Here is a 25255-nt window from a genome sequence, read left to right as displayed (position 1 = left end):
GATATTATTTAATTATAGACAGTTTATTAGTTAAGAAATTAAAGGGGGCACTGTGAAAAAATATACAGTAGCATTGGTGATTTGTGCTTTGATTTTAATATTAGGTATAAGAGTTACTAGACCTAATACCGGCTTAGATAAAGCTGATTTATTTTATAGAGTAGATAGTAATACTAAGGGAGTTACCAATTATAATCAAAAGGATTCATTTTTAATTCTAATAAATAAGGTTGAAAATAAACCTGAAAATAAAACAAATAAAAGACAAGAGTTTCTCCACGGTTTTAAAAAAGCACTAAAAAGAGAGAAACCAGAAGAAGAGACAGATAATTATTCTAACCTATTGGGTTATTATGAAAATACGAATTATTATAATATAAGAGTTGATGATAATACTCCTAAGGAGTATTTGCTAAGAAGTGTGTATAAAAATGATAGTGGAAAATCACAGGATTATATTTATTTCAAGGATGGAAAAACAGAAATATCTAAGGATAATGTTGTTGAGGACAAAGAGAGTAAAATTTCATTAAAACCATTTGTCTCAACAGATGAAAATTATTTTAATATGTCTAGTTATTATTATTTTACTAAGGACTTAATTGAAAAATCCGATGATGTAGAATATAAAGAACTAGATGAAAACTATTTTTTTACAAAAGAGCTAAGTAACTTTAATTTTGAAGAAGTAAAGGATTATTTTAAAATTTTTAATCTTGAAGATTATTTAAGAAAATCAGATATATTAACCTATGACAGTATATTAAATACAGAGTGGGACAGGAAATATTTCTTTGTCAGCTTTTCTGTAACTAGTCTTTATTTACAATTGCAAAAAGCATATATTACCATTGATTTAGAAAAAGATGGTGTAGAATATAGTATAAATTTAAGTAGAGATTTTGGACAGTTAAATTTAATAACGGATATAGAAATTCCGGAATTTGTAGAAGAGAATTGAGGCTACTATGAAAAGAACTATTTTAGACAATGATAAATATTATTATTTATTTTCTAGTATCCTTTTAATTACAATATCTTTACTAATTTCTGAACTAGGTGTTGGATTAAAAATATTAGATGAATACAGTTCATTTAAAATAGGTATAATACTAGCTTCTGCAATATTTCTATTGGCTTTTATAATTAATCCTATAAATATGAGTAAAAATATCTTTTATGCAGCAAGAAATCAATTAAAAGAAATAGGTTTTTTATTTATATTAATCATTTTATATGTAATTTTTGGAATATTGAGTTTTTACTATACTAAAAATATGGAAATAGCAATTATTAAGTATGAAAATATAGCCTATATGCTACTTTTATTATTTTTGTATTTACTTTATTTAAATAGAGAAAGTGTTGGGGATAAATTAAATACACTATTAAAATTTTTATCCTTACCATCTATAGTTATTATTCCTTACACATGGATATATTTATTGATTTTCAAAAGGACCTATTATAGTAGAAGATTGTCATTATTAAGGGACTACAATGATTTTGGTGTACTTTTGTTATTTAGTTTTGTTGCATTGGTATTTTTGATTTTTAGAAATATAAAAAATTTACACGTAAGAAATGTTTTATTAATCTTTACAATTATAGTAGGGGCTTCAACAATATATTTAATAGCGTCAAGAAGAAGCTCCTTACTATTAGGCGTGATTGTAATTATGTTTCTTTTATATGCTATATACGATAATTTCAAAAAGATATTTAAAGAAAATATAAAGAAATCAAAACTAGTTTTTAAATATATACTTTCCCTATTGCTTTTATTTTTAACAGTAGCAATAGCATATGTAGGTAGTGTTTTTGTAACTTATAGTTATAATTACTTAACTACAGAAATGGTAGTTGAGCTTACAGAAAATAAAGATAGTCAGGGAATAAGGGTAAATAGGGATGTAGAAGAAATATTATACGACGAAAAAGCCTTTGATAAACGGGAGTTTCTTTGGGGAATGGCAATAGATTCCTATATGGAATACCCTATGGTCAATAAAATAATTGGAGGGGGAGCCTCTGCACAGGTAGATATTTACAACGAACCGGAGAATAAGCTATTAAGGGATAAAGAATATGGACAAATAACATCGGATAATACAAGTCATCCACATAATTTTTTATTAACTGAACTTTTAACAGGAGGAGCGGTACTTCTTCTATTGACGATAGTATCGTTAATAGTATTTTTAAAATTGTTATTTAACCTAGGAAAAAAATCCTTAACAGATGCATTTTTTATATTTTTAATGTCCCTAGTAATTTTAGCAGACTTATTTGTCGATTCAAGATATGGCTTTTTAGGAAATAGTTACGTATGGGTATTATTAATTCTTTTAATTACTGCTTTTAACTCCAGTAGAGTGAAAATTGTAAAAAAAGATGAGATTTCAAATGATTATATTGATAATAGTAAACTTGATGATGAAGATTTAATAAAAGAAGATAAGATTATAGTCGATGATGAAGAACCTTAAACTAGTGAAGATATACTAAAGAAAAAATATTCAAATAGTAAGTCAGTTTAAAAATAGTAGAAAAAAGAAACCTTTTGATTTAAATAAGATTAATCAAAAGGTTTCTTTTTGATAAAAAGCATTTGATTTAAATAAATAAAAATAAAAAATTATAAGTAAAAGCTTGTTATTTTTGCATAAGTTCCGTATAAAGTCTTAAGGCTTTAAAGAGGTTTTTTATTAAGACTTTTTCATTTTCTTTGTGTACACCGGAAAGTAAACCCGGACCAACTATAACTACATCCCGTCCGTCTTTTCTAAGGATGGTGCCATCTGTTGTTCCTTTAAAGTCTTGGGTAATAAATTCATAATCTAAACTTTCATATATATTTTTTATATTTTGCATAAGCTCTGTATTTTCATCGGTAATCCAAGGCTCTCTTTTGTCTAAAATTGTAATATTTGCTTGCATACTTGGAACCTCTGTTTTTACTTCTGTAAGTATTTTATCGATTCTATGCCAAATGTCATCGGAAAAATGATTTGGTACAAGGCGAGCATCAATTTTTAATTCACAATCATCCGGTACTACCCAAGGGTCAACAGATGCATGAATTGCCAATGGCTGCCAAAAGCTAGAACCATAAATTTCATGAGCTTTATCGGATAAATCAGTTTCACCCATTTTATTAATTATTTTATTAGCTATAAGTATAGCGTTTTTATCTACACTTAATTGAGAACCGTGACCTGTTTTACCCTTTATATCAATTACTCCATAGGTTCTTCCTCTGCCAACGTTGCAAATTTCCATATTTGTAGGTTCACAAACTACAACTTCCCTAAAGTTTTCTAATAATCGGTGACCAACTAATGCTTTTGATCCCTTCATGCTGTCCTCTTCATCAACTGTTGCAACAAGAGCTATGTCTCTGTTAATAGGAATATTATTTTCTTTTATATATCTCATTGCAACCATAATTGAACAAAGACCTGACTTCATATCTGAAGCACCTCGGCCATATAGGAAACCGTCTTTAATTATTCCGGAAAAAGGAGCTACCTCCCATCTAGTAGATTCATCTTCACTAACAGGCACAACATCCATGTGTCCGGTAAAAATAATTCCCGGATTTTTTGATTCGCTTCTTAAAATAGAAATTATATCGTATCTGTTTTCCTCTACTTCAATTTTATAAGTTTCAATATTTAATTTTGTCATATAATCATAGACTAAATTACACATTTCCAATTCGTTTCCTGGAGGATTTATACTCTTTATGCGTACAGCTTTTTGTAATAAATTAAGTAATTCTTCTTCATAATTAGAATAATTATTAGACATTTAACCACTACCTTTCATAAATAGTATATTATAAGAATACGGTCAATACAATTTAACTATGATATAATTATTTTTACTTAATTATTGAAATGAAGAGGAATAAATGAAAATATATTTAAATGATTTAAATTATAAATATGAAATATTTGAGTTAATAAGAACTTTAATAGGACAAGGGAATTTTGAATTTGTTGATGATGTAAACTACTTGGATAATATTTTAATTATTATTATTAATGGAGATTTAGAAATTAAATATTATCTAAATAATGAAATTGAGTACAATAAAAAAATAAAAAACATTAAACAGACAACTGATGAATATTTTAAAGAAAAAATGCTTATAAAGGGAGAAATGTTAAGGTTTTTTGAAGAAAAATTAAATATTTCAAGCGATTGGGGTGTTTTAACAGGAATAAGACCGGTGAAGGTTGCAAGGAGTTTAATAAATAAATATGGAAGGGAATATTCAGAAAAGATTTTAAAGGATAAGATGCTTTTGAAGGAAAATAAAATCGATTTGATTACTTCTATTTCTACTATTCAAGAAACCTATATTAGTAGACTAAAAAAGAATAGTTATAGTCTTTATATAAATATTCCATTTTGTCCAACAAGATGTGATTATTGTAGTTTTTCTACTTTGAAAATTGAAAAACATAAGGATTTAGTTCCCAGATATTTAAAAACCATAGTAGATGAAATGAACAGTCTTAAAAAATATTTAAGAGATTTTAATCTTTCTACTATATATATAGGGGGAGGAACACCTACTACTTTAAATGAAGACAATTTAAAATATCTTCTATCCTATATAAATGAAAATTTTAAAAATCCAATTGAATTTACAGTTGAAGCCGGAAGGGAAGATACTTTGTCCTCTGAAAAACTAAAACTATTAAAGGAAGAAAATACAACTAGGATTTCATTAAATCCCCAAACTTTTAAATCGGATACTTTAAAATTAATTGGAAGAAAACAAAATAATAATGAACTTATTAAAAGATATTATGAAGCAAGGGAATTGAATTTCGATTCTATAAATATGGATTTAATAATAGGATTACCAAGAGAAAACTTAACTGATTTTAAAAATACTTTAGAAATAATAAAGGACCTATCACCTGAAAATTTAACCATTCATACACTAGCGGTGAAAAAAGGATCTAAAATAAGTGAAAAATCCCTAAATTTAGAAGATGAAAAAAACAATGTTTTAAACATGATGAATATGGCAGTGGACTTTGCTAATAAAAATGATTTTATTCCGTATTACTTATACAGGCAAAAACAGATTTTGGGAAATATGGAGAATATAGGTTTTTCTAAAAAGGGAAAAGAATGTATCTATAATATTACTATGATGGAAGAAGTTGAAAATATTATAGGTATAGGTATGGGAGCAAGCTCTAAAATAATAAAGGAAAACAATATGATTTTAAACCACAGAAACTATATGAATATGAGGGATTATTTAGAAAATATAGATAAATTGATTTTGAAAAAAATTGAGTTAATAGGAGAAGCATATGATTAAAAAAGCAGAAGTCAATTCAAAGTTCCAATATCCAATAGAACAAGTTTGGGAAATAATTACAAATAGGGAAAATATTATATGGAGAAATGATATTAAAAGCTTTAAAAAAATCAATGAAAAGGAATTTGAAGAAATTAATATAAATGATTTAAAAACACATTATACTATAGAAGAAAAAATAGAAAATAAAAAATATAAATTAAAATTTAATAATAGATTAATTGATGGAAAATTCGAAGTGGATTTTAATGAAATAGATAAAAATACTACTAATGTAAGAATTTACCAGGAAAATAAAATGAATAATCTGTCTACAATTATTTCAAGTGTATTGTTTTTAAATCTTGAAAAGATATTAAATAGATATGTTTACGACTTAAATAGAGAGTTAAAGAGCCGGAATGTTACAAAAAAGTAACAAAACACGCTTAATTATTTGAATAAATTTACCTATTTTTTATAAGGATTTTAATCATTGGAAAATACAGTCTTAAAGAGGTCATAGGTTACAAAAAAGTTACAAAAATTAAATATTCTAATTTTAAATATGAAAAATCCACATTTTTTGCTAAAAAACTCAAAAATATTCAACTTTAAATTGACACTATTTTTTCTATAGGCTAAAATAATTAGCGTAATAGAAATAGTTACAAAAAGGTTACAAAAATTTGTAATAAAGATTAAGGAGAAATATTTTGAGTATAAAAAAGAAATTAGTTTCCGGATTAGTTATAGGCTCTGTAATATTTTCTTCATTAACTCCTAGTTTAGCAAATGAAGGTTTTAATGCAGTAAGTATTAACAATAGTAGCTTATCAAGTACAGTTAGTCAGGTAGCTAGATTTAATGAGAAAAAAGCAGAAAATGTTTATATATTAAGTTCAGAAGAATTAATAGATGGAATTCCAGGAGGAGTTTTATCAGGAGAAAATAATGGAGCTATAGTATTTTTAGAAAATGGAAAATTATCTGAAAGTTCTTTAGCAATAGTAAATGAAGCAAAAAATGTTTATGCTGTTGGTGGGGAACAAATTATTCCTGAATCTGTAGTTTCAAAGTTAAATAACTACAAAGGAAGAATATCTGGCTCTGATAGATATGAGACAGCTGTTAAAATAGCAGACAAACTAAAGGACAATAGAGACATTATAATTACTAACGGTAATGCTTTAGCGGATTCTTTAGCAGCAACTTCATTGGCAGTAAAAAATGATATGAATATTATCTTAGTAGATACTAATACTGTTCCAGAAGTAACAAAAGAATATATTAAAGAAAACAAAGACTCTAACATATACTTTGTTGGTGGAGAAGGTTCACTTCCACAAAACACAAAAGAAGAAGTATATAAATTAGCTGATAAAAACATTGAAGATATAAAAAACAATACAATAGCTGGTTCTAATAGACATGAAACTTCTTTAAAGATAAGTGAAAGATACGGTTCATTTAATACATTAGTGTTAGCTAATGGAGAAAATTACCAAGATTCTATTTTGGCATCATCTTTAGCTTCAAGTTTAGAAGCTCCAGTAGTATTAGTTGATAATTCCAGTGTAAGTGAAAAAGTTGGAAATATTAAAGGAATAGAAAATCTTTATACAGTTTCAACTGAAACAGTTTCATATTCATATATGAAACAATTTGTTAGAACTTTATTAAATAATGACCAATTAGAATTAGCTATAAAAGATCTTAGCGGAAATGTAGTTTACAATATTAACCAAGGAACAGAAAAAACTGCTTGGGTTACACAAAGTTTAAATATTAGAACTGGAGCGGGAACAGGACATTCAATAATTGGTACATTTTCAAAAGGAGATAAAGTTACAGGTGTTGAAGAAGATGGTTGGCTAAAATTTGACTACAATGGCAAAACAGCATACGTAAGTTCAAAATACCTTTCAGCTACTGAAATAGCTAAAGAAGCTCCAAAAGAAACTGTAAAAGAAGAATCAAATGTAAACGGTGGTAGCCAAGACTTTTCTTATTCAAAAGTAATGAGCGTTACTGCAACAGCTTATAGTAGAAATGAAGCTGGTCTATCAAACAAGACAGCATCAGGAATTGACTTAAGTCAAAACCCAAATGTCATAGCAGTTGATAGAAATGTAATTCCTTTAGGAACTAAGGTTTATGTTGAAGGATATGGTTACGCTGTAGCTGGAGATACAGGTGGAGCAATTAAGGGAAATAAAATTGATGTACACTTTGATTCAGTTAGTAGATGTTACGAATGGGGTAGAAAAACAGTAAAATTATATATATTAGATTAATTTAAATCCTAGTAGAATTCCTACTAGGATTTTTTATAATTTTTTTATTAAATTTAGGAAACAAAAAAGAGATTCTATAACTTTTATAAGCTAGAATCTCTTTTAAGTATGACTATACCAACGATCTGTTTTAGGCTCCATCATAATTATCATTTCCCTTCTTTTTTATTTTTAATTCTTTATTATCTAATCTTTTGTTATTTATAATAACCTTAGATTATCTATTTTTAAATTATAATTTTATAAATAGAATATAAATTATGTCTTTAGATTAAATATGACATCTCATACAAAACCACTACTTAATTTATATTTTTAATTTTTAGTTGGTACGTCATAAATAAAATTATAATTTGTATTTAATATATACCCAGTATAAATATTTTAAACATAAAATTAAATTTTTTATTTATAATATAAAAAATAGACATGTATTTATGTCTATTTTTCTATTATAAGCTTACTTAAATTATATTTTCTTTTAAATAATTAATTATTCCATCTGATTCAAACATTGGTTTTCCATCAATGAATATACAAGGCACCTGAACTTTTCCCGTAACTTTTTCTAAAGTTTCCTTATCATAATCATTTAAATTAATATCTTTAAAAATGATTTTGTCTTCAATTTTATTTTCTTCAATATAATTTAAAACTTTTTTAGAGAAGGGACAAGTACTCATATAGTATAATTCTAATTTTGCCATTATAAATCTCCTCTTTAGAAAAACTATTTTACTAAATTATTTTTTAAATATTCAATAATATCACTTGACTCATACATAGGTTTGTCATCGATAAATAAACAAGGCACTTGTACAGAGCCGCCAACTTCTATTAATCTATCCTTATCAGCAGGATTAGAGCTTATATTTGTAAATGTGATTTTGTCCCTTAAATTATATTTATCAATAAATCTAAAAACCTTTTGACAATAAGGACAAACATCTTTATAAAATAATTCTAATTTTGTCATATTTTTTTTCACCCCTTTTATGCCATAATTGATAAATACCCATATTAAAATAAATTATTCAATATTAATATATAAAACTTTTAATATAATTATAGTTAATGGTTTAAATAAGTAAAGAAAAATGATATAATGGTTATTTAAGAAAAGAAAGTTGGAGGAAAAAATGACCTGTGAAAATTTAGATAGATGGGTAGAACAATTGGATTTTAAAGGAGCTAAAGAAAGGCTAAAGAATAAAACAAATCCTACAAGATTAATATATAGCGATGCTTTTTCAAATATTTTTGGTAATGAAATTTACTTAAAACCTGAAAACTTACAAGTTACAGGTGCATTTAAAATAAGGGGAGCATATAATAAAATTTCCAAAATGACCGAAGAACAAAAAACTAAGGGATTAATCTCCGCTTCAGCGGGAAATCATGCTCAAGGAGTGGCTTATTCTGCAAAAGAGGCAGGAGCAAGTGCAACTATAGTAATGCCTTCTACAACTCCCTTAATTAAAGTTGAAGGAACAAGAAAATACGGAGTAGATGTATTATTATATGGTACTAATTTTGATGAGGCTTTTCACAAAGCGGAAGAAATTGCTAAAGAGAAAAATTTGGAATTTGTACATCCCTTTGATGATTTAGATGTTATTGAAGGACAAGGTACTATTTCTCTGGAAATACTTAAAGAACAACCGGATATGGATATAATAATCGTTCCAATTGGTGGAGGTGGATTAATTTCAGGAATTGCAGTTGCTGCAAAACAAATTAATCCTAATATAAAAATAATTGGAGTTGAGCCGGAAGGTGCTAAGTCTATGACTTGCTCAATAGAAGATGGACATATTACCTGTTTAGACAATGTTGATACAATTGCAGATGGTGTTGCAGTTAAAGAACCGGGGAAAATAACATACGAATTAGTTAGAAATTATGTTGATGAAATAATTTCAGTATCCGATTATGAAATAATGGAAAGTTTTATAGAAATAATGGAAACCCATAAATTAATGGCTGAATCTTCAGGAGCTATGTCTGTTGCTGCTGCAAAAAAACTCAAAGTTTGGAATAAAAAGGTTGCATGTGTAATTAGTGGTGGTAATATAGATATGGTTACTATTTCAACTATGGTTCAAAAAGGTCTTATATCTAAAGGTAGACTATTTGGTTTTACTGTATTATTACCGGACAGACCGGGAGAACTTTTGAATATTGCAAGAATTTTAGCTGAAATGAGTGCCAACGTTGTAGAAGTATCCCATGACCAATTTAAAACAGCAGATAGACTAACAGATGTTGTTTTACAGGTTCAAGTTGAAGCTAATGGTCATGATCATATAAACAAAATAATAGAAAGGCTTTACAACGAAGGATATAAAGTAAAAAGAACCAGCTAGGGGGATTAATGTTAGTAGGAGAATTAATAAGCCATATTAAAACTGAAAAAATTAAAGGTGATATAACTACAAATATAGAATATATATCTTTAAATTCCAAAGAAGTAGATGAAAACACTGCCTTTATTGCAATAAAAGGATTTGTCACAGATGGTCATAAATTCATAGAAGACGCAATAAAAAATGGGAGTAAGGTTATTTTTCATCAATCGGAACTAAAAGATTATATTCAAAATATTACCTATATAAAAACAAATAATACAAGGGCAGCACTTTCTGAATTATCTTCTGTATTATTTGGTGAACCAAGTAAAAAATTAAATATGGTGGGAATAACAGGTACAAATGGAAAAACCACAGCTACCTATATGTTAGAAGAAATTTTAAATTACAACAATAGAAAAACCGCATCTATAGGAAGTATTGGACTAAAAACAAGTGAAGGTAATAAATCCTTAGGTAAAACCACTCCGGAATCAAATTTATTACAAAAAATATTTAAAGACCTTGTAGATAATGGAGTAGAAAATTGTGTTATGGAAGTATCTTCCCATTCCTTAGAATTAGACAGGGTTAAATGTACAGATTTTGACTATGGTATTTTTACAAATTTAACTTTAGAGCATTTGGAACTTCATAATAATATGGAAGACTATTATAAAGCTAAGAAAAAACTGTTTTATATGACCTCTAAAGAAAATATTATAAATATCGATGATAGTTATGGAAAAAGATTAGCAAAAGAATTAAGGGACGATAACAGAAGTGTAAAAACATATGGAATTAATTTAAAGGCTGATTATATGGCTGAAAACATAGAAATGTCTGTAGGCGAGTCTAAATTTACATTTACCACACCTAAAGGATATATAGATATAGTAATGCCTATATCTGCAATATTTAATGTCTATAACGCTTTATCGGCTATGGCTGTAGCTTGTGAAATGGGAATTGGCTTAGAGGATATTGCAAAGGGTATTAAAGAATTTAAAGGACCGGAAGGTAGATACGAAGTTGTAAAAAACAACAAAGGTCTTAATTTAGTAATAGATTTTGCACATACTCCTGATGCAGTTGAAAAAATATTGCAGTTTGCTAAAAACAATTTTAATAAAGAAATAATAGTTTTATTTGGAGTACAAGGAGCCAGAACTATAGAGGCAAGGGAAAAAATTGGAGAAGTTGCTGGAAAATATGCAGATATTTCAATAGTTACAAAAGATGATGAGATTTTTGATAATGTAGATAATATTTCAAAATCCATAATCAAAGGAATAAATAAAAATCAAGGTAAATATATTTATATTCCGGATAGAAGAGAAGCTGTTAAAGAAGCAATAAAAATAGCCAACAAAGATAATATAGTACTTTTTTTAGGAAAAGGAAATGAAAGATTCTTAAAAAAAGATGGAAAAGAAGAATATTATTACGAAATAGAGGAAATAAATAAAGCGCTGGCCAATAAATAAGGCTAGTGCTTTTTAAGTGGAAAGAAAGGCTTGCTTTCAATTGGGTATATATTATTGTGATTATATTTAAATATATATAATTATTTTTTTATTTTCTTATAAATTAATTTAAATATGATAGAATGATTTTGTCGATAATTATTATCAAAAAAATCGGTAGTTGAACATAGAAGGAGGTATTATGTTTAAAAGATTTAAAATGAAAGATATAGTTTTTCTGGCAATAATATCTACACTGTTATTAATTGCATCAGGAGTTATAATGCCAATAGTTATGTTTACCAATAAATTTGCTTTAAGACAGGTGTTAGCTTCTCCAATATTTGCGATTTTCACTGTAATTGCCTTAAAAAAAGTTCCTAAAATAGGAAGTATTACAATAATAGGAATTTTAACAGGAAGTTTTTTATTATTGATGTCACCTATAATGTTTTTTAATAATATAGTAGGGGCAATAATAACGGAACTTTTAATTGTTATTTTATTTAGAAATTATAATTTAAACAAATCTATATTATTTGCTGCATCAGTATATATGCCTATAACCGTTCCAGTTAGTCTAATATATGCAGTTACAATGGAAGGCAGTTCTATTTTAGAAAAAATCAAGAATCCGACTACGGCAATAGTCTATACTGTTATATCATTAATCCTAGGAATTATAGGGGCAAAACTAGGTATGAAGATAGCAGGGGAATTACAAAAAGCAGGAAAGTTGCAGGTCAATAGGTAAATGGAAAGTATTAGAGCTGAAAATCCAATATATCCATTATTGACTTTGCTATCCAGTATTATGGTCTTTGTATTTGGGATGGTAATAGCTAAAAGTAAATTAATTGTACTATTTTGCATAAGTTTAATAATTTTATATGGTATTTTTTCCTATGGGAAAACAACCTTTAAATTATTGTTAATATTCATTCCGTTGAGTTTTATTCCTGCATTATTGTCGATTCCTGCAGGTGGTCTTGAAAATGCCTTTCAAATTTACTTTAGATTTATATGTTTTGTACTGGCGGCAATCCCTTCTTTAGGACTTCCTCCAATAAACTTGGTAAGAAACTTCAATAATTTAAAAATTCCAAGGGGAATAAGTCTTGGAATATTAATAACAATTAAGTTTATACCAATTATGATTAAGGAGATTAAACAAGTTTGGAATGCAATGAAAACAAGGGGAATTAATGTAAATATTTTTAATTTTAAAGTAATTTATAGAGCTTTTATTATTCCTATAATGATGAGAATTTTGAATATTTCAGATCTTTTGTCAATATCTTTAGAAACAAGGGCCTTTGTTTTAGAGGATAAGGAAATTACAAATTACAAAGATATTAAATTTACAAAAAGGGATTTAACCTATTTTATTATACTTATTGGTATTATTTTGACTATTAGTTACTTATATATTAGAGGTAGTAGATGAAAGATGAAATTTTAAAAATAGAAAACCTATATTTTAAATATAATAATAGTAACAATTGGATACTTGAAAATATAAATTTCAAGTTGAATAAGGGAGATTTTGTACTTTTGTCAGGACCATCCGGTGAGGGAAAATCTACTTTTTTAAAATGTTGTAATGGAATAATTCCCAATATAGAAAATGGAATAAAAAAGGGAAATATTTATATTTATTCAGAGGATTTATCCAAGTATAAAACAAGTGAGATTTCAAAAAATATAGGGACGGTTTTACAAAATGCAGATGAACAGATAATATTTGATAAGGTTGAAGAAGAATTAGCTTTTCCTTGTGAAAATCTTCATTATAGCAAGAAAAAAATAGAGGATACTATTAGGGAAAAGGCAGATTTTATGGAAATACCCTTAGAAAAAAACACAAGTACTTTATCGGGAGGACAAAAACAAAGGTTAATTACTGCAAGTACTTTAGTAATGGAACAAAAAATCCTTATTTTTGATGAACCATTAGCTAATTTAGATTTTAAAGGAAGTATAAAATTATTAGAGAATTTAAATTATCTTTGTAAAGAAAAAGGATATGCAGTTATTTTTATAGAACATAGACTTGATTTAGTACTACCGTATTGTAATAGAATTGCTTGGCTTAATAAGGGAAAAATTCGAGAATTTGATTCTGCTGATTTATTTAAAGGTTTTTTAGATAAAAATACAAATTTAATTAAAACTAGGATTTATGGAGAAAATAATTCAAGGGAATTAGAGGATAAATTAATTAGTTTAGAAAATATATCCTATTCAAAAAATAATGTTGAAATTTTAAAGGATATTAATTTAGATATATACAAAAATAATAAGTATTTAATTCTAGGAGATAATGGATCTGGAAAAACAACTTTAATTAAGATAATATCACAACTATTAAAAGAAACACAAGGAAGCTATTGGCAAAATATTGTAAAAAAGAAGGAATTAGGAAAAAGAAAATGGTTTAAAAAACTAGGCTATGTTTTTCAAAATCCTAATTATCAATTGCATATGTCAACGGTTTATGACGAAATAAACAGTTCTTCAATATCTAAAAACATGACTGACAAATTAATGGATTTATTTGACTTAAAACATTTAAAAGAAAAACATCCTCATTCACTATCTGAAGGTCAAAAGAGAAAAGTAGGAATAGCATCAATATTGGCAATGAATCCGGAGGTTTTATTGTTGGATGAGCCAACAGTTGGACAAGATTACAAATCTTTAAATACACTTATTAATGCCCTATATGAGTTGGATTTTCAAAATAAGACAATTATTACTATTACCCATGATAGTAGGGTAGCAAAATTTTTTGGTGACAGGGTAATTTGGTTAGAAGCTGGAGAAATATATAAAATAGGTAATAAAGAATTAATAGATGAATATAGTAAAAATTAATAAAGAAAAGTAAAAAAATAAGTCCAGTGGTTAGCTGGACTTTTATTTTATATATAGGTCGCAGGGTTCATAATTTGGGAGGATGAACAAAATAAATGACCTATATCTTTTCTTCTGAATATATAATAGCATAAATGTAAGATTATGTAGTTACAGATAAATTACAAAAAAGTTACAAAATTGTTACATTATGACCTAACCCCATTTACGAAGGAAATGGAAGGTAGGTCAAATGCAACCTATTACCCACGAACTAATAGAGTGGCAAGAAATAGTCTGCTTTATGACCTAACCCCATTTACGAAGGAAATGGAAGGTAGGTCAAATGCAACCTATTACCCACGAACTAATAGAGTGGCAAGAAATAGTCTGCTTTATGACCTAACCCCATTTACGAAGGAAATGGAAAGTAGGTCAAATGCAACCTATTACCCACGAACGAAGGGAGTGGCAAGAAATAGTATGTTTTATGGCGCAGCCTATTTGCTTGCAAATAGTAGGTAGGTCAAATACAATTATTTAGGAAATAATAAAAGCAATAGTAAAGTTAAAATATATTTACAAATTAAATAGTATTTATATTGAATATATTATAATTTCTCAATAATAGTTATTATAAAACCTTGCTATTTTGTTTAAATATCATTTTTACAGTTGGTATATAATATATTAGAGTGTATTATAGTAAAATTAAAATTGTAAAATAAAAAGTTAAGATTCAATAAAATTAACTAATGTTTTTTATTTAGAATCTATAATTAAATTTATGATGAGGTGCAAATATGTCTAAAGTCATAATTGTAGGTGCTGGTGCTTCAGGAGTTATGGCCAGTATTCTCTTAAAAAGAAAAGGCCATGAAGTATTAGTATTTGAAAGAAATGAAAAACCGATGAAAAAAATTTACGCTACTGGAAATGGTAGATGTAATTTTACAAATAGAAATATAGAGTTTAGTAATTATCATGGGAAAAATCCTAAATTTGTAATGTCGGCAATAAAAAGTTTTGGTTATGATGAAGTAATTGATTTTTTTAATGATATAGGAATAAAAGAACTAGAATTAGAAAATGGTAAAATTTATCCTATGAGCCTACAGGCTAGTTCTGTTGTAAAACAAATGACTTTAGAAGCTGAAAAGCTTGGAGTTAAGTTTAAATACAATAGTTATATAAAGATGTTGGACTTTAAAAACAAACCTAAGGCTATCTTATATAATAATGAAGAATTTGAAGGGGACTATATAATTGTTGCTACAGGTGGAAAAGCCATGACAAAATCCGGCTCAGACGGAAATGGATATTTGCTATTGGAAAAAATAGGTCATAGTATTATTTCTACACATCCAGGTATTGTCCAGTTAAAATTAGAAAATAATGAATTTAAGAAAATAAATGGAACGAAAATACCGGGCTATATTTATTTAATGAATAAAAACAAAAAGACAATGGAGCAGTTTTCTGATATATTATTTACAGACTATGGAATATCAGGACCGGGGATATTACAAATATCCGGTGAAGCTATAAGAAAGTTAAAGGCTAATAAAGATGTTTATATTTCGGTAGATTTACTGCCATATTTGAAAGAAGACGAGCTATATAGTTATTTAAAGAGTAATTTTGAAAAAAATAGCTATAAAAAATTATCACAAGCTTTAGTTGGAACAATTAACGATAAGGTTATTAGCTCGTTAATAGAATATTTAAACTTAGAGGATATAGTAGTTGGAAATTTGTCAAAGGAAATTATTTTTGAAATATCAAAGACTATTAAGGACTTACGTTTAAAAGTTACCGGCTATAAATCTGAAAAAGATGGTCAAGTTACTTGTGGTGGCATTTCTACAAAAGAAATTGACCCAAGAACTATGAAATCAAAAATACAGGATAAATTATATATCATAGGAGAAATAATGGATATAGATGGAGATTGTGGAGGATACAATCTTCATTGGGCATGGGCTTCTGCAAATGCCTGTGCTAAAGACATTGTTTAAGGAGAAGAAGATGTTTAGAATGAAAAACAAGCTCGATGAATTAGTAAGTCGGGGAGAGCAAATAAGAATTGCATTAGTTGGTGCAGGGAAAATGGGAACAGGTCTTGTTAATCAAATTTCAAGAATAAAGGGAATGACCACATCTATAATAGTTGATGAGAAAATAGACAAGGCTTACCACGCGTTAGATTCGGCAGGTATAAAAAAAGAAGATATTATAAAAACAAACTCTATTCAACAAGCCGAACTTGCACTATCGAAGAATAAATTTGTAATTACAGATGACTATACATTGTCATATAGACTGGATAAAATTCAAGGAGTAGTGGATGCTACAGGAAATCCTCCTTTTGGAGCTCAATTGGCAATGGAATCTATAGAACACTACAAACATATAATTATGTTAAATGTAGAATGTGATGCAGTAGTTGGACCAATAATATACGATTATGCTAGAAAGAACAATGTTGTATACACAGGTACAGCTGGAGATGAGCCGGGAGCCATAATGGAACTTGCTAATTTTGCAGTTGGTGCAGGATTTAATCTATTGGCAGTTGGAAAGGGAAAAAATAATCCCTTAGACAATTATGCAACAGAAGATGATTTAAGAGAAGAAGCAATATCCAAAGGACTGTACCCCAAAATGTTGACGGCTTTTGTAGATGGAACAAACACCATGCTAGAGTTAACTTCTGTAGCAAATGCCTTAGGTTTTACACCGGATGTATTAGGATGTCATGGTGTTACAGCTGATATTAAAGAAATCCCTAGTCTATTTTCCTTAAAAGAGCAAGGTGGAATACTAAATAATTACAGGGTAGTAGATTTTTGCTTTGGCATAGCACCAGGAGTTTTTGCCGTTGTTACCCATGACACAAAAGAGGTGCATGATTTAATGGATTATCTTTCAATGGGAAAGGGACCAAACTATGTATTGTATAGGCCTTATCACTTAACAAGTCTAGAAACCCCTATTACAATATATGAAGCTATCGTTGAACATGATCCAACAATAGCTCCGGAAAAAGGTCAGGTTTCAGATACTATAACAGTAGCCAAAAGGGATTTAAAAGCAGGTCAATACTTAGAAGGAATTGGTGGAAAGGATGTTTTTGGTAAAATAACAAGCCATATAGACCAAAGAAATAGAAAATTATTACCAATAGCCTTAATTACTAAAAAAACTAAATTAAAAACCGATGTAAAAAAAGATGAGTTAATAACCTATGATATGGTAGAATTAGAAGAGGAACAAATAATTACTAAATTAAGAAAAAAGCAAGACGAACTAGGTTTATAGGAGGTTCTTATGGTGCATTTTAAATATGAGGAAATATTGGATTCTTTAATTGATATTTTAATGGCAGAAAAAACAAAAGAAAAAAAGCTTCAGAAAGTTTCTGAAATTTTAAAAAACAATGTCCATGATGTTATATGGTCAGGGTTTTATTTAACTAACGAAGAAGAAGACTTAATTTTAGGACCCTATGTTGGAAAACCTGCTTGTATAAAAATATCACCGGGAGAAGGTGTTTGTGGTACGGCAGCTTTATTAATGGAAACAAAAAAAGTTTATGATGTAAGTAAGTTTCCAGGGCATATTCAATGTGATGAAGATGCACAGTCCGAATTAGTTGTTCCAATAATAAAAAATGATGTAGTTTATGGAGTAATAGATTTAGATAGCGATAAAATAGGAAATTTCACAAAAGAAGATCAAGATTTTGTTGAAAGAGTAAGGGATATTTTAGTTAATACCATTGATTGGAAGTAAAAGACAATGAAAGATATTTATAAAAAAAATAGATTTAGAAAAGACCTTTATTATAAAAATAATAAGGGTCTTTTTAAGATAAATTTTAAATTAAAGTCCAAAGAATATAGTTATCATAGTAGTAATAACAATAATTGTAAATATTATCATGCCGGGATTTAGTATTATTGAACTGTTTTTTTCAAGTTGAATTTCTCCCTTAGAAAAGTGAATATTATTTAAAATAGGAGTTAAGCAAAATAAAAACAACAATAAGCCAATAATTATTAAAACAAAGGATAAAATTCCCCACAGAAAGATAATAGTATTGTTATTAAAAGTTAGGGTAATTATTGAAATACCTCCGCCTAATAAATTTATAATCATGTGAATAAGTATTGGGTACTTAAGCTTTCCTGAACATACATATACTAAGGCTAAAATATTTCCTAGTATAAAGGCGTATATTCCTTGAACTATATTTAAGTGAAACATTCCAAATATTAGTGAACTAAATAATACATAGATTTTATCGCCATATATTGAAATTTTTTTATAGATAAAATATCTAAACATATATTCTTCAACGATTGGTGCTAGTATTACAGTCATAAAAAACATTATATAGGGATTTGAATTTATAATTATGTCAGATATTGGGTTACTGTTTAAATTACCGTGTAAAAATAATCCTAATAGCATTGTAATTAAATTTCCTAATATATTTATTAGAGAAACTAAAGCAAAACCCGATAAAGAAATGATAAATATTTGTTTTAAATTTAAAAATCTTTTTTCTACAGGTTTTTCTATAGGACTATTAGAAGCGGTATTCATTACTATAAGTCCAACAGGATAGGCTATTAGATATTGAATTACTAGGGATAAGATAAGAATTAGCCAATCATTTTCCAATAAATTTCGTGGAATAAAATTTCTAAATTCATTTAAAAGTATACTAAAAATATTTTGAATAACCATAATTGTAATTAAACCAAAGGCTATTCTACTAAAAGTGTTTTTATATTTTTCCATAAGATCTCCTTTTAATCTAGGATACTATAAATTATATATGATTTGTAGCTGGAACTAAATAATAATGGAAAAATTAAGATAATAAAAAACCAGCTATGTAAGTAGATGTTTTAAATAACTTGGACTTCATTATAAAAACTTTCTTTGTAATATGTATTTTTATAAAAACTCTACAAGAATAGGATAATAGAAAATTTCTTAGAAGGCGTTCTTTAATTACTAAACGAAATAATTATGAATTAACATATAAGAAGATGATAATATATTAGTGTATATTGCAAAACTTGACAAAATGGTGCTAAATATGTAAAATAATAAGGATTATAGACTGTGAAGAGACCGTTCCTACAATTGATTTTTTAGAGAGGTTCAGCTTGGTGAAATGAACTAATGAAATTATAGGAAAAATCAGCTTGGAGTTTAGTATTCGATATTTAGAATATTACGTAATACGCGTTAAGTATATTGAGTGGCATAGTCTTTGCTATGCAATTTAGGTGGTAACACGGTTAGAAGCGTCCTATTTTATATAGGATGCTTTTTGTAATTTATAGATTAATGAAATTAAATAATATATTTAAGGAGAGGAATTATGTCAAAGTTTAAAGATCTTTCTAAAGCACCGGTAAAGGAAAGAGAAATTGAAATTTCCAAATATTGGAAAGAAATAGATTTACTACATGAAACAGTAAACCAAAGACCAAAGGACAAAAATTATATTTTTTATGATGGACCTCCAACAGCAAATGGCAGGCCTGGAATTCACCATGTAATATCCAGAACTTTAAAGGATATGACTTGTCGTTATAAAACCATGAAAGGCTATAGAGTAAAGAAAAAAGCAGGTTGGGACACTCATGGTTTGCCAGTAGAAATTGAAGTTGAAAAGAAATTAGGACTTCACAGTAAAAAGGAAATAGAGGAATATGGTGTAGAAGCCTTTAATAAGGAATGTAGAAACTCTGTATTCACCTATGAGCAAGCATGGAGAGAAATGTCAGAAAGAATGGCGTTTATGGCTGACATGGATAATCCATATATAACTTTGGACAATGACTATATAGAAACTGTTTGGTGGCTACTAGATGGTATGTTTAAAAAGGGTCTTGTTTATGAGGGAGCTAAAATTTTACCATATTGTCCAAGATGTGGAACCGGACTTGCTTCTCATGAAGTAGCTCAAGGCTATAAGATGATAAAAACTCAAACTGTATATGTTGCCTTTAAAAGAAAGGACGTAGATGAGTATTTTCTAGCTTGGACAACAACACCTTGGACTTTATTATCCAATGTTGCCTTAACAGTTGGACCGGACGTAGATTATATTCTAGCTGAACTAGGTGGAGAGAAGTACTATATTGCCAAGGCTTTAGCAGATAAAGTTCTAGGAGAGGACTATAAAATATTAAAAGAGCTTAAAGGTAAAGACATGGAGTATATGGAATATGAGCAAATACTTCCATTTTTTAAACCCGATAAAAAAGCTTTCTTTGTAACAACAGCAGACTATGTATCAACAGAAGATGGTACAGGTATAGTTCATACTGCACCGGCATTTGGAGAAGATGACTATCAAACTGGAAGAAGATATAACTTACCGTTAATTAACCCGGTAAATGAAGAAGGGAAATTTGTCGGCTCTCCTTGGGATGGTCAATTTGTTATGGACGCAGACCATGACATAATCCATTACCTATTTGATAATGGTAAGGCATTTAGAAAACAGAAAGTAGAACATAATTATCCTCATTGCTGGAGATGTGGAACTCCATTAATCTACTATTCAAAACCATCCTGGTATATTGAAGTTACAAAATTAAAAGAACAATTAATTGATGAAAATAATAAGGTGAATTGGTATCCTGATTTTGTTGGAGAAAAGAGATTTGGAAACTGGTTGGAAAACTTAAATGACTGGGCAATTTCCCGCTCAAGATATTGGGGAACACCATTCCCGGTATGGAAATGTGAAGAAGGTCATACAACATCAGTAGGCTCAAGGAAGGAACTGAAAGAAAGAGCAATAGAGGATATTTCTGAAGATATTGAACTACACAGACCTTATGTTGATGATGTTCATTTAACATGTGAAAAATGCGGTAAGCCAATGACTAGGGAAAAAGACGTTATAGACGTTTGGTTTGACTCCGGTGCAATGCCTTTTGCACAACAACATTATCCATTTGAAAATAAGGAGAATTTCTTTGAAGAACTTTTCCCAGCAGATTTTATAAATGAGGGAATAGATCAAACAAGAGGATGGTTTTATTCCTTACTTGCAATATCTGTATTAACAACAGGAAAAGCACCTTATAAAAATGTACTGGTAAATGACTTAATCCTTGACAAAGAAGGAAAGAAAATGAGTAAATCCAGAGGAAACACACTGGATCCAATAGAACTTTTCGACAAATTTGGAGCTGATGTTGTAAGATTTTATTCCTTATATGTATCACCACCATGGGTTCCAACTAAATTTGATGTTGATGGATTAAGAGAAGTAGACAGCAAATTCTTTAGATCCTTTAAAAACACTTATAATTTCTTCCAATTATATGCAAATACAGATAATATAGATCCTAGAGATTTTTATATAGAACCGGAAAATAGACCGGAAATAGATAGATGGATACTTTCAAGATACAATAATCTATTAAAATTATATAATGAAAACATGGAAATATTTGAAGTTACAAAAGTTGTAAGAGCAATTTCCGACTTTGTAATTGAAGATGTTTCTAACTGGTATATAAGAAGAAATAGAAGAAGATTTTGGAAAACGGAAATAGATGACGATAAAAAAGCCGTTTATAATACAACCTATGAAATACTTCTAGGAGTAACTAAATTAATAGCACCATTTACACCATTTATGGCAGAGGAAATATATCGTAATTTAACAGATAAAACTTCAGTTCATTTAGATTATCTTCCGGAAGTAGAAGACTCTTTAATTAACGAACAATTAGAAGAAAAAATGGAAGTAGTAAGAAATTTAGTAGCCCTAGGTAGAGCATCAAGGGAAGAAGTTAATATTAAAGTAAGACAGCCTTTAACAGAAATAGTTGTTGACGCTAAATATGAGAAGTTAATTTCAGACTTAGTTCCATTAATAAAAGAAGAACTTAATATTAAAAATGTTAAGTTTGAAAAAGACCTTTCAGAATTTATGAACTATGAATTAAAACCTGACTTTAAAGTAGCAGGAAGAATATTAGGAAAGAAAATAAAAGAATTCCAAAACTACCTTAAGGGTGTAGATGCTAAGAAGTTCGTTTCAGATTTAGAAGATGGAGATTTAGAAGTAGAACTTTCAGGAGAAAGTACTACAATAAAAAGAGAGTATATTGAAGTTAGAGTATCTGCAAAAGAAGGATTTGACGTAATAATGGAAAACAATCTATTTGTAATACTTGACACAACAATAACTCCTGAACTTAAAGCAGAAGGATATGCTAGAGAATTTATATCTAAAGTTCAACAGATGAGAAAAGCAAATGATTATGACGTGCTGGACAATATTAAAATTAGCTATGTACCTACAGAAGCAATAAAATCAGCTGTAAAAGAATTTGAAGATTTTATTAAAAAGGAAACATTAGCAAGGGAAATACTTGCAGTAGAAAGTCTTAATGGGGAAACAGTAGATTTAAATGGGGAGGAAGTAGTAATAGAATTAAATAGAATTTAGAAAATAGAGAAATGATTATAAGATGACCTTAAAAAGTTGGACTTTTTCCAGAGCAGATTTTTGCTCTGGTTTTTCTATTATTTTGTTGTAGTTAATTTTATAATGAAATATTAGGTAAGACTGTAAATATTAATTGATTTGAAAAACAAAAACAAATAATTATATAATTTATAAGGTATGTTTCTGTACTTAGCAGGGATATACCTTTTAAATTGCCATTTTATATTTTATTATTATAACAATAAATATAATTAAAAAAATATTTAAAATACTATTGCAAAATAAAAAATATAATGATAAGATACTAGTGTATTAATTATTAAGTACATCATAACAGGAGAGGAAATATGGAAAATATTATAAAAATTAATGGACTTACTAAGAAGTTTGGAAACTTTGAAGCTGTAAGCAATGTGAATATAGAAGTTAAGGAGAAGGATATATACGGTTTAATAGGGAAAAATGGTGCAGGAAAGACCACTCTATTAAGAATGATAATGGGACTTTCCAGTCCGACTTCAGGAAATATATCTTTATTTGGTGGAAAAAACGAGAAAGAAAATGCAATAAATAGAAAAAAAATAGGCTTTTATATTGGTCAGAGTTTTTTCCCTTATTTAAATGCAAAGGAAAATATTGAATATCATAGGAGGATGAAGGGAGTTAAGGGTAGAAAAGAAACTAGAAGAGTTTTAGAAATTGTTGGCTTAAAAAATGTTAATAAGCCCTTTAAATCTTTTTCTATGGGAATGAAGCAAAGATTAGGACTTGCCGCAGCCATGCTTGGAAATCCGGAATTAATAGTACTAGATGAACCAATAAATGGATTGGACCCTCAAGGTATTGTCGATATAAGAAATATTATAAATATATTAAATGAGGAATATAATACGACTATAATCGTATCTTCCCATATATTAAGCGAATTGGATTTAGTAGCAAGTAAGTTTGGGATAATAGACCATGGTAAACTTTTAGAGGAAATATCCTTTGAAGAACTTCATAAAAAAACAACATCAGCTATTATAATTAAGGTTGATAACGTTGAAAAGACAAGGAATATTTTAAATGATAAATTCAATATAGAAAACATAAATATTACTAATCATTCTACGTTAATAGTAAATGATAATATAGACCATTTAAATATTATTAATAAAACTATGGTAGAAAATAATATTGATGTTTTTGAAATATATAAAAGAGAAAGCTCTTTAGAAGATTATTACTTCGATTTAATAGGAGGCAAAAATAATGACTAAATATATTAGAAGTGAGTTGTACAGGATTTTTAAGAAAAAAAGTTTATATATTTTTATGGGGATAATTGCCTTAGGTTTTATTCTAATAAACTATATGATGTTAAACTCCAAGTCAACAAGTCTGGACTATATAAGTAACACACTTGACTTATTATCCTTCGCAACTATTATAGCCGGAATATATATTTTTAATACAGTATATAATGATGATTTTAACAGCAATGCTTTAAATGCCGGTGTAGGTTTAGGTATTAAAAGGTCCGGTATAGTTATATATAAATTAATCATTACGATTATTTTAACAGTAGTAATGTTTGCTTTTTTTACACTGGTTTTCTTTTTAATGGGAATGATGTATAAATTTGAATTTTCAAATTTGGAAATAGAAAATTTAGTATTGTATACTAGTAGCATTATAGTAAGTATTATAGGTTATGCTTCCTTAACCTCAGTTATTATTTTTGCTACACAAAAAGCCATATATGGTACAATTACCTATTTGCTTTTATGTACAGGAATGGTGTATTCATTAGTGACTATGGGATTAAAGTTTCCACCTGTTAGATCATTAATTGGGAATAGGAGCAATTGGTTATTTACATCACTTACTGGTGGTTTAGCCCAAGGTAAATATTTTTCTTTAATAGGAATTGGAGTATATATTTTAATTTCTATTATATTAGCTATTTTAATGTTTAATAAGAAAGAGGTAGAATTTATTTAATGAAAAAAGGTATAAAATTAATAGTAGGAATAGTAATAATAGCTTTAATTGCTGTTATAGCAGTAAAAGGTAAAGAATATTATGAAAATAGATATACAGGGACTTATTACTATACAATGATTCCAATGGATGAACCAGTGGAATTAGAGGAGATGAAAGACGATAGAGGTGAAGTAGTAGGACAGGGCAAGAAATATAAATTAAAATCCTATGATGAAAAAGGTGAAAGATTATTAGAATTTTCTGTAAATACAGAAGATAAGGATAAATTATTTAAACCGGGAACTTTTTTGAAAATAAAGGCTAGTAAGGAAATAGTCTTAGGTGAAGAAATAATTTCAAAAGATGAAGTTCCAGAAGATATACTAGTAAAAATAGAAGAAGGTAAATAAAAAAACAAACCTGATTTTCTTATAAAGAGAATTAGGTTTGTTTTTTATAATAAGAGAAAGTTTTCATGTATAATGTACTAT

At 28.0% G+C, this 25255-nt stretch carries 21 protein-coding genes and 1 other annotated feature; of the genes, 17 read left to right on the top strand and 4 right to left on the bottom strand.

Translation table 11 applies throughout. The features are described from left to right. Positions 1-52: 52 nt before the first annotated feature. Positions 53-961, top strand: a complete 909-nt coding sequence (locus tag JFY71_RS02750; RefSeq protein ID WP_243661519.1) for a hypothetical protein — start codon at positions 53-55, stop codon at positions 959-961. A 7-nt stretch (positions 962-968) separates the two neighbouring features. Then, complete coding sequence (locus JFY71_RS02745; RefSeq protein WP_243661518.1) at positions 969-2489, top strand: O-antigen ligase family protein; 1521 nt, start codon at positions 969-971, stop codon at positions 2487-2489. Between the two features lie 166 nt (positions 2490-2655). Here the strand turns inward: JFY71_RS02745 and JFY71_RS02740 are convergent, their stop codons facing one another. Beyond that, a complete protein-coding gene (locus tag JFY71_RS02740; RefSeq protein WP_243661517.1) occupies positions 2656-3813 on the bottom strand; it encodes a M20 family metallopeptidase in 1158 nt (385 codons plus the stop codon). A gap of 103 nt (positions 3814-3916) precedes the next feature. Between JFY71_RS02740 and hemZ the strand changes: the two genes are divergently transcribed. The 3 genes from hemZ to JFY71_RS02725 all read left to right on the top strand — a co-directional run bounded on the left by hemZ (position 3917) and on the right by JFY71_RS02725 (position 7626). Continuing rightward, on the top strand, positions 3917-5350 hold the full coding sequence (gene hemZ / locus JFY71_RS02735) for a coproporphyrinogen dehydrogenase HemZ (RefSeq protein ID WP_243661516.1): 1434 nt from the start codon (positions 3917-3919) through the stop codon (positions 5348-5350). Continuing rightward, positions 5343-5768 carry a hypothetical protein gene (locus JFY71_RS02730; RefSeq protein WP_243661515.1) on the top strand — a complete coding sequence of 142 codons (426 nt, stop codon included), beginning with the start codon at positions 5343-5345 and terminating at the stop codon, positions 5766-5768. The genes hemZ and JFY71_RS02730 overlap by 8 nt, the downstream gene beginning before the upstream one ends. A gap of 277 nt (positions 5769-6045) precedes the next feature. After that, positions 6046-7626 carry a cell wall-binding repeat-containing protein gene (locus tag JFY71_RS02725; protein ID WP_275955190.1) on the top strand — a complete coding sequence of 527 codons (1581 nt, stop codon included), beginning with the start codon at positions 6046-6048 and terminating at the stop codon, positions 7624-7626. Positions 7627-8090: 464 nt separating this feature from the next. Here the strand turns inward: JFY71_RS02725 and JFY71_RS02715 are convergent, their stop codons facing one another. Next, positions 8091-8333, bottom strand: a complete 243-nt coding sequence (locus tag JFY71_RS02715) for a glutaredoxin family protein (protein ID WP_243661514.1) — start codon at positions 8331-8333, stop codon at positions 8091-8093. Positions 8334-8356: 23 nt separating this feature from the next. Next, on the bottom strand, positions 8357-8602 hold the full coding sequence (locus JFY71_RS02710) for a glutaredoxin family protein (protein WP_243661513.1): 246 nt from the start codon (positions 8600-8602) through the stop codon (positions 8357-8359). 163 nt (positions 8603-8765) lie between these two features. Between JFY71_RS02710 and ilvA the strand changes: the two genes are divergently transcribed. The 8 genes from ilvA (at position 8766) to JFY71_RS02670 (ending at position 18091) form a co-directional block, all read left to right on the top strand. Beyond that, entirely contained in the window at positions 8766-9992 is a 1227-nt protein-coding gene (gene ilvA, locus JFY71_RS02705) for a threonine ammonia-lyase (RefSeq protein WP_243661512.1), read from the top strand. 8 nt (positions 9993-10000) lie between these two features. Next, positions 10001-11461 carry a UDP-N-acetylmuramoyl-L-alanyl-D-glutamate--2,6-diaminopimelate ligase gene (locus JFY71_RS02700; RefSeq protein WP_243661511.1) on the top strand — a complete coding sequence of 487 codons (1461 nt, stop codon included), beginning with the start codon at positions 10001-10003 and terminating at the stop codon, positions 11459-11461. A 181-nt stretch (positions 11462-11642) separates the two neighbouring features. Then, on the top strand, positions 11643-12194 hold the full coding sequence (locus JFY71_RS02695) for a hypothetical protein (RefSeq protein WP_243661510.1): 552 nt from the start codon (positions 11643-11645) through the stop codon (positions 12192-12194). Then, on the top strand, positions 12195-12887 hold the full coding sequence (locus tag JFY71_RS02690) for an energy-coupling factor transporter transmembrane component T (protein ID WP_243661509.1): 693 nt from the start codon (positions 12195-12197) through the stop codon (positions 12885-12887). It begins immediately after the preceding gene. Continuing rightward, positions 12884-14317, top strand: a complete 1434-nt coding sequence (locus JFY71_RS02685) for an ABC transporter ATP-binding protein (protein ID WP_243661508.1) — start codon at positions 12884-12886, stop codon at positions 14315-14317. The genes JFY71_RS02690 and JFY71_RS02685 overlap by 4 nt, the downstream gene beginning before the upstream one ends. 782 nt (positions 14318-15099) lie before the next feature. Then, positions 15100-16314 carry a BaiN/RdsA family NAD(P)/FAD-dependent oxidoreductase gene (locus JFY71_RS02680; RefSeq protein WP_243661507.1) on the top strand — a complete coding sequence of 405 codons (1215 nt, stop codon included), beginning with the start codon at positions 15100-15102 and terminating at the stop codon, positions 16312-16314. A 10-nt stretch (positions 16315-16324) separates the two neighbouring features. Then, positions 16325-17617, top strand: a complete 1293-nt coding sequence (locus tag JFY71_RS02675) for an NAD(P)H-dependent oxidoreductase (protein ID WP_243661506.1) — start codon at positions 16325-16327, stop codon at positions 17615-17617. 9 nt (positions 17618-17626) lie between these two features. Further along, a complete protein-coding gene (locus JFY71_RS02670) occupies positions 17627-18091 on the top strand; it encodes a GAF domain-containing protein (protein WP_243661505.1) in 465 nt (154 codons plus the stop codon). A 90-nt stretch (positions 18092-18181) separates the two neighbouring features. Here JFY71_RS02670 and JFY71_RS02665 read toward each other — a convergent pair whose 3' ends face one another. Further along, positions 18182-19105, bottom strand: a complete 924-nt coding sequence (locus tag JFY71_RS02665; protein WP_243661504.1) for a CPBP family intramembrane glutamic endopeptidase — start codon at positions 19103-19105, stop codon at positions 18182-18184. A 321-nt stretch (positions 19106-19426) separates the two neighbouring features. Continuing rightward, positions 19427-19631: a binding site (T-box leader), on the top strand. Positions 19632-19697: 66 nt separating this feature from the next. Between JFY71_RS02665 and ileS the strand changes: the two genes are divergently transcribed. The 4 genes from ileS to JFY71_RS02645 all read left to right on the top strand — a co-directional run bounded on the left by ileS (position 19698) and on the right by JFY71_RS02645 (position 25174). After that, on the top strand, positions 19698-22796 hold the full coding sequence (ileS, locus tag JFY71_RS02660; RefSeq protein ID WP_243661503.1) for an isoleucine--tRNA ligase: 3099 nt from the start codon (positions 19698-19700) through the stop codon (positions 22794-22796). 347 nt (positions 22797-23143) lie between these two features. Further along, positions 23144-24058 (top strand): ABC transporter ATP-binding protein, encoded by a 915-nt coding sequence (locus JFY71_RS02655; RefSeq protein ID WP_243661502.1) that lies wholly within the window; start codon positions 23144-23146, stop codon positions 24056-24058. Further along, positions 24051-24782 (top strand): hypothetical protein, encoded by a 732-nt coding sequence (locus JFY71_RS02650; protein ID WP_243661501.1) that lies wholly within the window; start codon positions 24051-24053, stop codon positions 24780-24782. The genes JFY71_RS02655 and JFY71_RS02650 overlap by 8 nt, the downstream gene beginning before the upstream one ends. Then, positions 24782-25174 (top strand): YxeA family protein, encoded by a 393-nt coding sequence (locus JFY71_RS02645; RefSeq protein WP_243661500.1) that lies wholly within the window; start codon positions 24782-24784, stop codon positions 25172-25174. The genes JFY71_RS02650 and JFY71_RS02645 overlap by 1 nt, the downstream gene beginning before the upstream one ends. Positions 25175-25255 lie beyond the last annotated feature (81 nt).

This window comes from Miniphocaeibacter halophilus, assembly GCF_016458825.1.
GTDB lineage: Bacteria > Bacillota > Clostridia > Tissierellales > Peptoniphilaceae > Miniphocaeibacter > Miniphocaeibacter halophilus.
The sequence above is the reverse complement of the archived record's forward strand: the minus strand, read 5'-3'. Positions and strand labels throughout refer to the sequence as shown.

Bases quoted from the DNA above. Each gene is read 5' to 3' on its own strand.
- JFY71_RS02745 (WP_243661518.1), top strand. From the start codon at position 969: ATGAAAAGAACTATTTTAGACAATGATAAATATTATTATTTATTTTCT.
- JFY71_RS02740 (WP_243661517.1), bottom strand. From the start codon at position 3,813: ATGTCTAATAATTATTCTAATTATGAAGAAGAATTACTTAATTTATTA.
- hemZ (WP_243661516.1), top strand. From the start codon at position 3,917: ATGAAAATATATTTAAATGATTTAAATTATAAATATGAAATATTTGAG.
- JFY71_RS02730 (WP_243661515.1), top strand. From the start codon at position 5,343: ATGATTAAAAAAGCAGAAGTCAATTCAAAGTTCCAATATCCAATAGAA.
- JFY71_RS02715 (WP_243661514.1), bottom strand. From the start codon at position 8,333: ATGGCAAAATTAGAATTATACTATATGAGTACTTGTCCCTTCTCTAAA.
- JFY71_RS02710 (WP_243661513.1), bottom strand. From the start codon at position 8,602: ATGACAAAATTAGAATTATTTTATAAAGATGTTTGTCCTTATTGTCAA.
- ilvA (WP_243661512.1), top strand. From the start codon at position 8,766: ATGACCTGTGAAAATTTAGATAGATGGGTAGAACAATTGGATTTTAAA.
- JFY71_RS02700 (WP_243661511.1), top strand. From the start codon at position 10,001: ATGTTAGTAGGAGAATTAATAAGCCATATTAAAACTGAAAAAATTAAA.
- JFY71_RS02695 (WP_243661510.1), top strand. From the start codon at position 11,643: ATGTTTAAAAGATTTAAAATGAAAGATATAGTTTTTCTGGCAATAATA.
- JFY71_RS02690 (WP_243661509.1), top strand. From the start codon at position 12,195: ATGGAAAGTATTAGAGCTGAAAATCCAATATATCCATTATTGACTTTG.
- JFY71_RS02685 (WP_243661508.1), top strand. From the start codon at position 12,884: ATGAAAGATGAAATTTTAAAAATAGAAAACCTATATTTTAAATATAAT.
- JFY71_RS02680 (WP_243661507.1), top strand. From the start codon at position 15,100: ATGTCTAAAGTCATAATTGTAGGTGCTGGTGCTTCAGGAGTTATGGCC.
- JFY71_RS02675 (WP_243661506.1), top strand. From the start codon at position 16,325: ATGTTTAGAATGAAAAACAAGCTCGATGAATTAGTAAGTCGGGGAGAG.
- JFY71_RS02670 (WP_243661505.1), top strand. From the start codon at position 17,627: ATGGTGCATTTTAAATATGAGGAAATATTGGATTCTTTAATTGATATT.
- JFY71_RS02665 (WP_243661504.1), bottom strand. From the start codon at position 19,105: ATGGAAAAATATAAAAACACTTTTAGTAGAATAGCCTTTGGTTTAATT.
- ileS (WP_243661503.1), top strand. From the start codon at position 19,698: ATGTCAAAGTTTAAAGATCTTTCTAAAGCACCGGTAAAGGAAAGAGAA.
- JFY71_RS02655 (WP_243661502.1), top strand. From the start codon at position 23,144: ATGGAAAATATTATAAAAATTAATGGACTTACTAAGAAGTTTGGAAAC.
- JFY71_RS02650 (WP_243661501.1), top strand. From the start codon at position 24,051: ATGACTAAATATATTAGAAGTGAGTTGTACAGGATTTTTAAGAAAAAA.
- JFY71_RS02645 (WP_243661500.1), top strand. From the start codon at position 24,782: ATGAAAAAAGGTATAAAATTAATAGTAGGAATAGTAATAATAGCTTTA.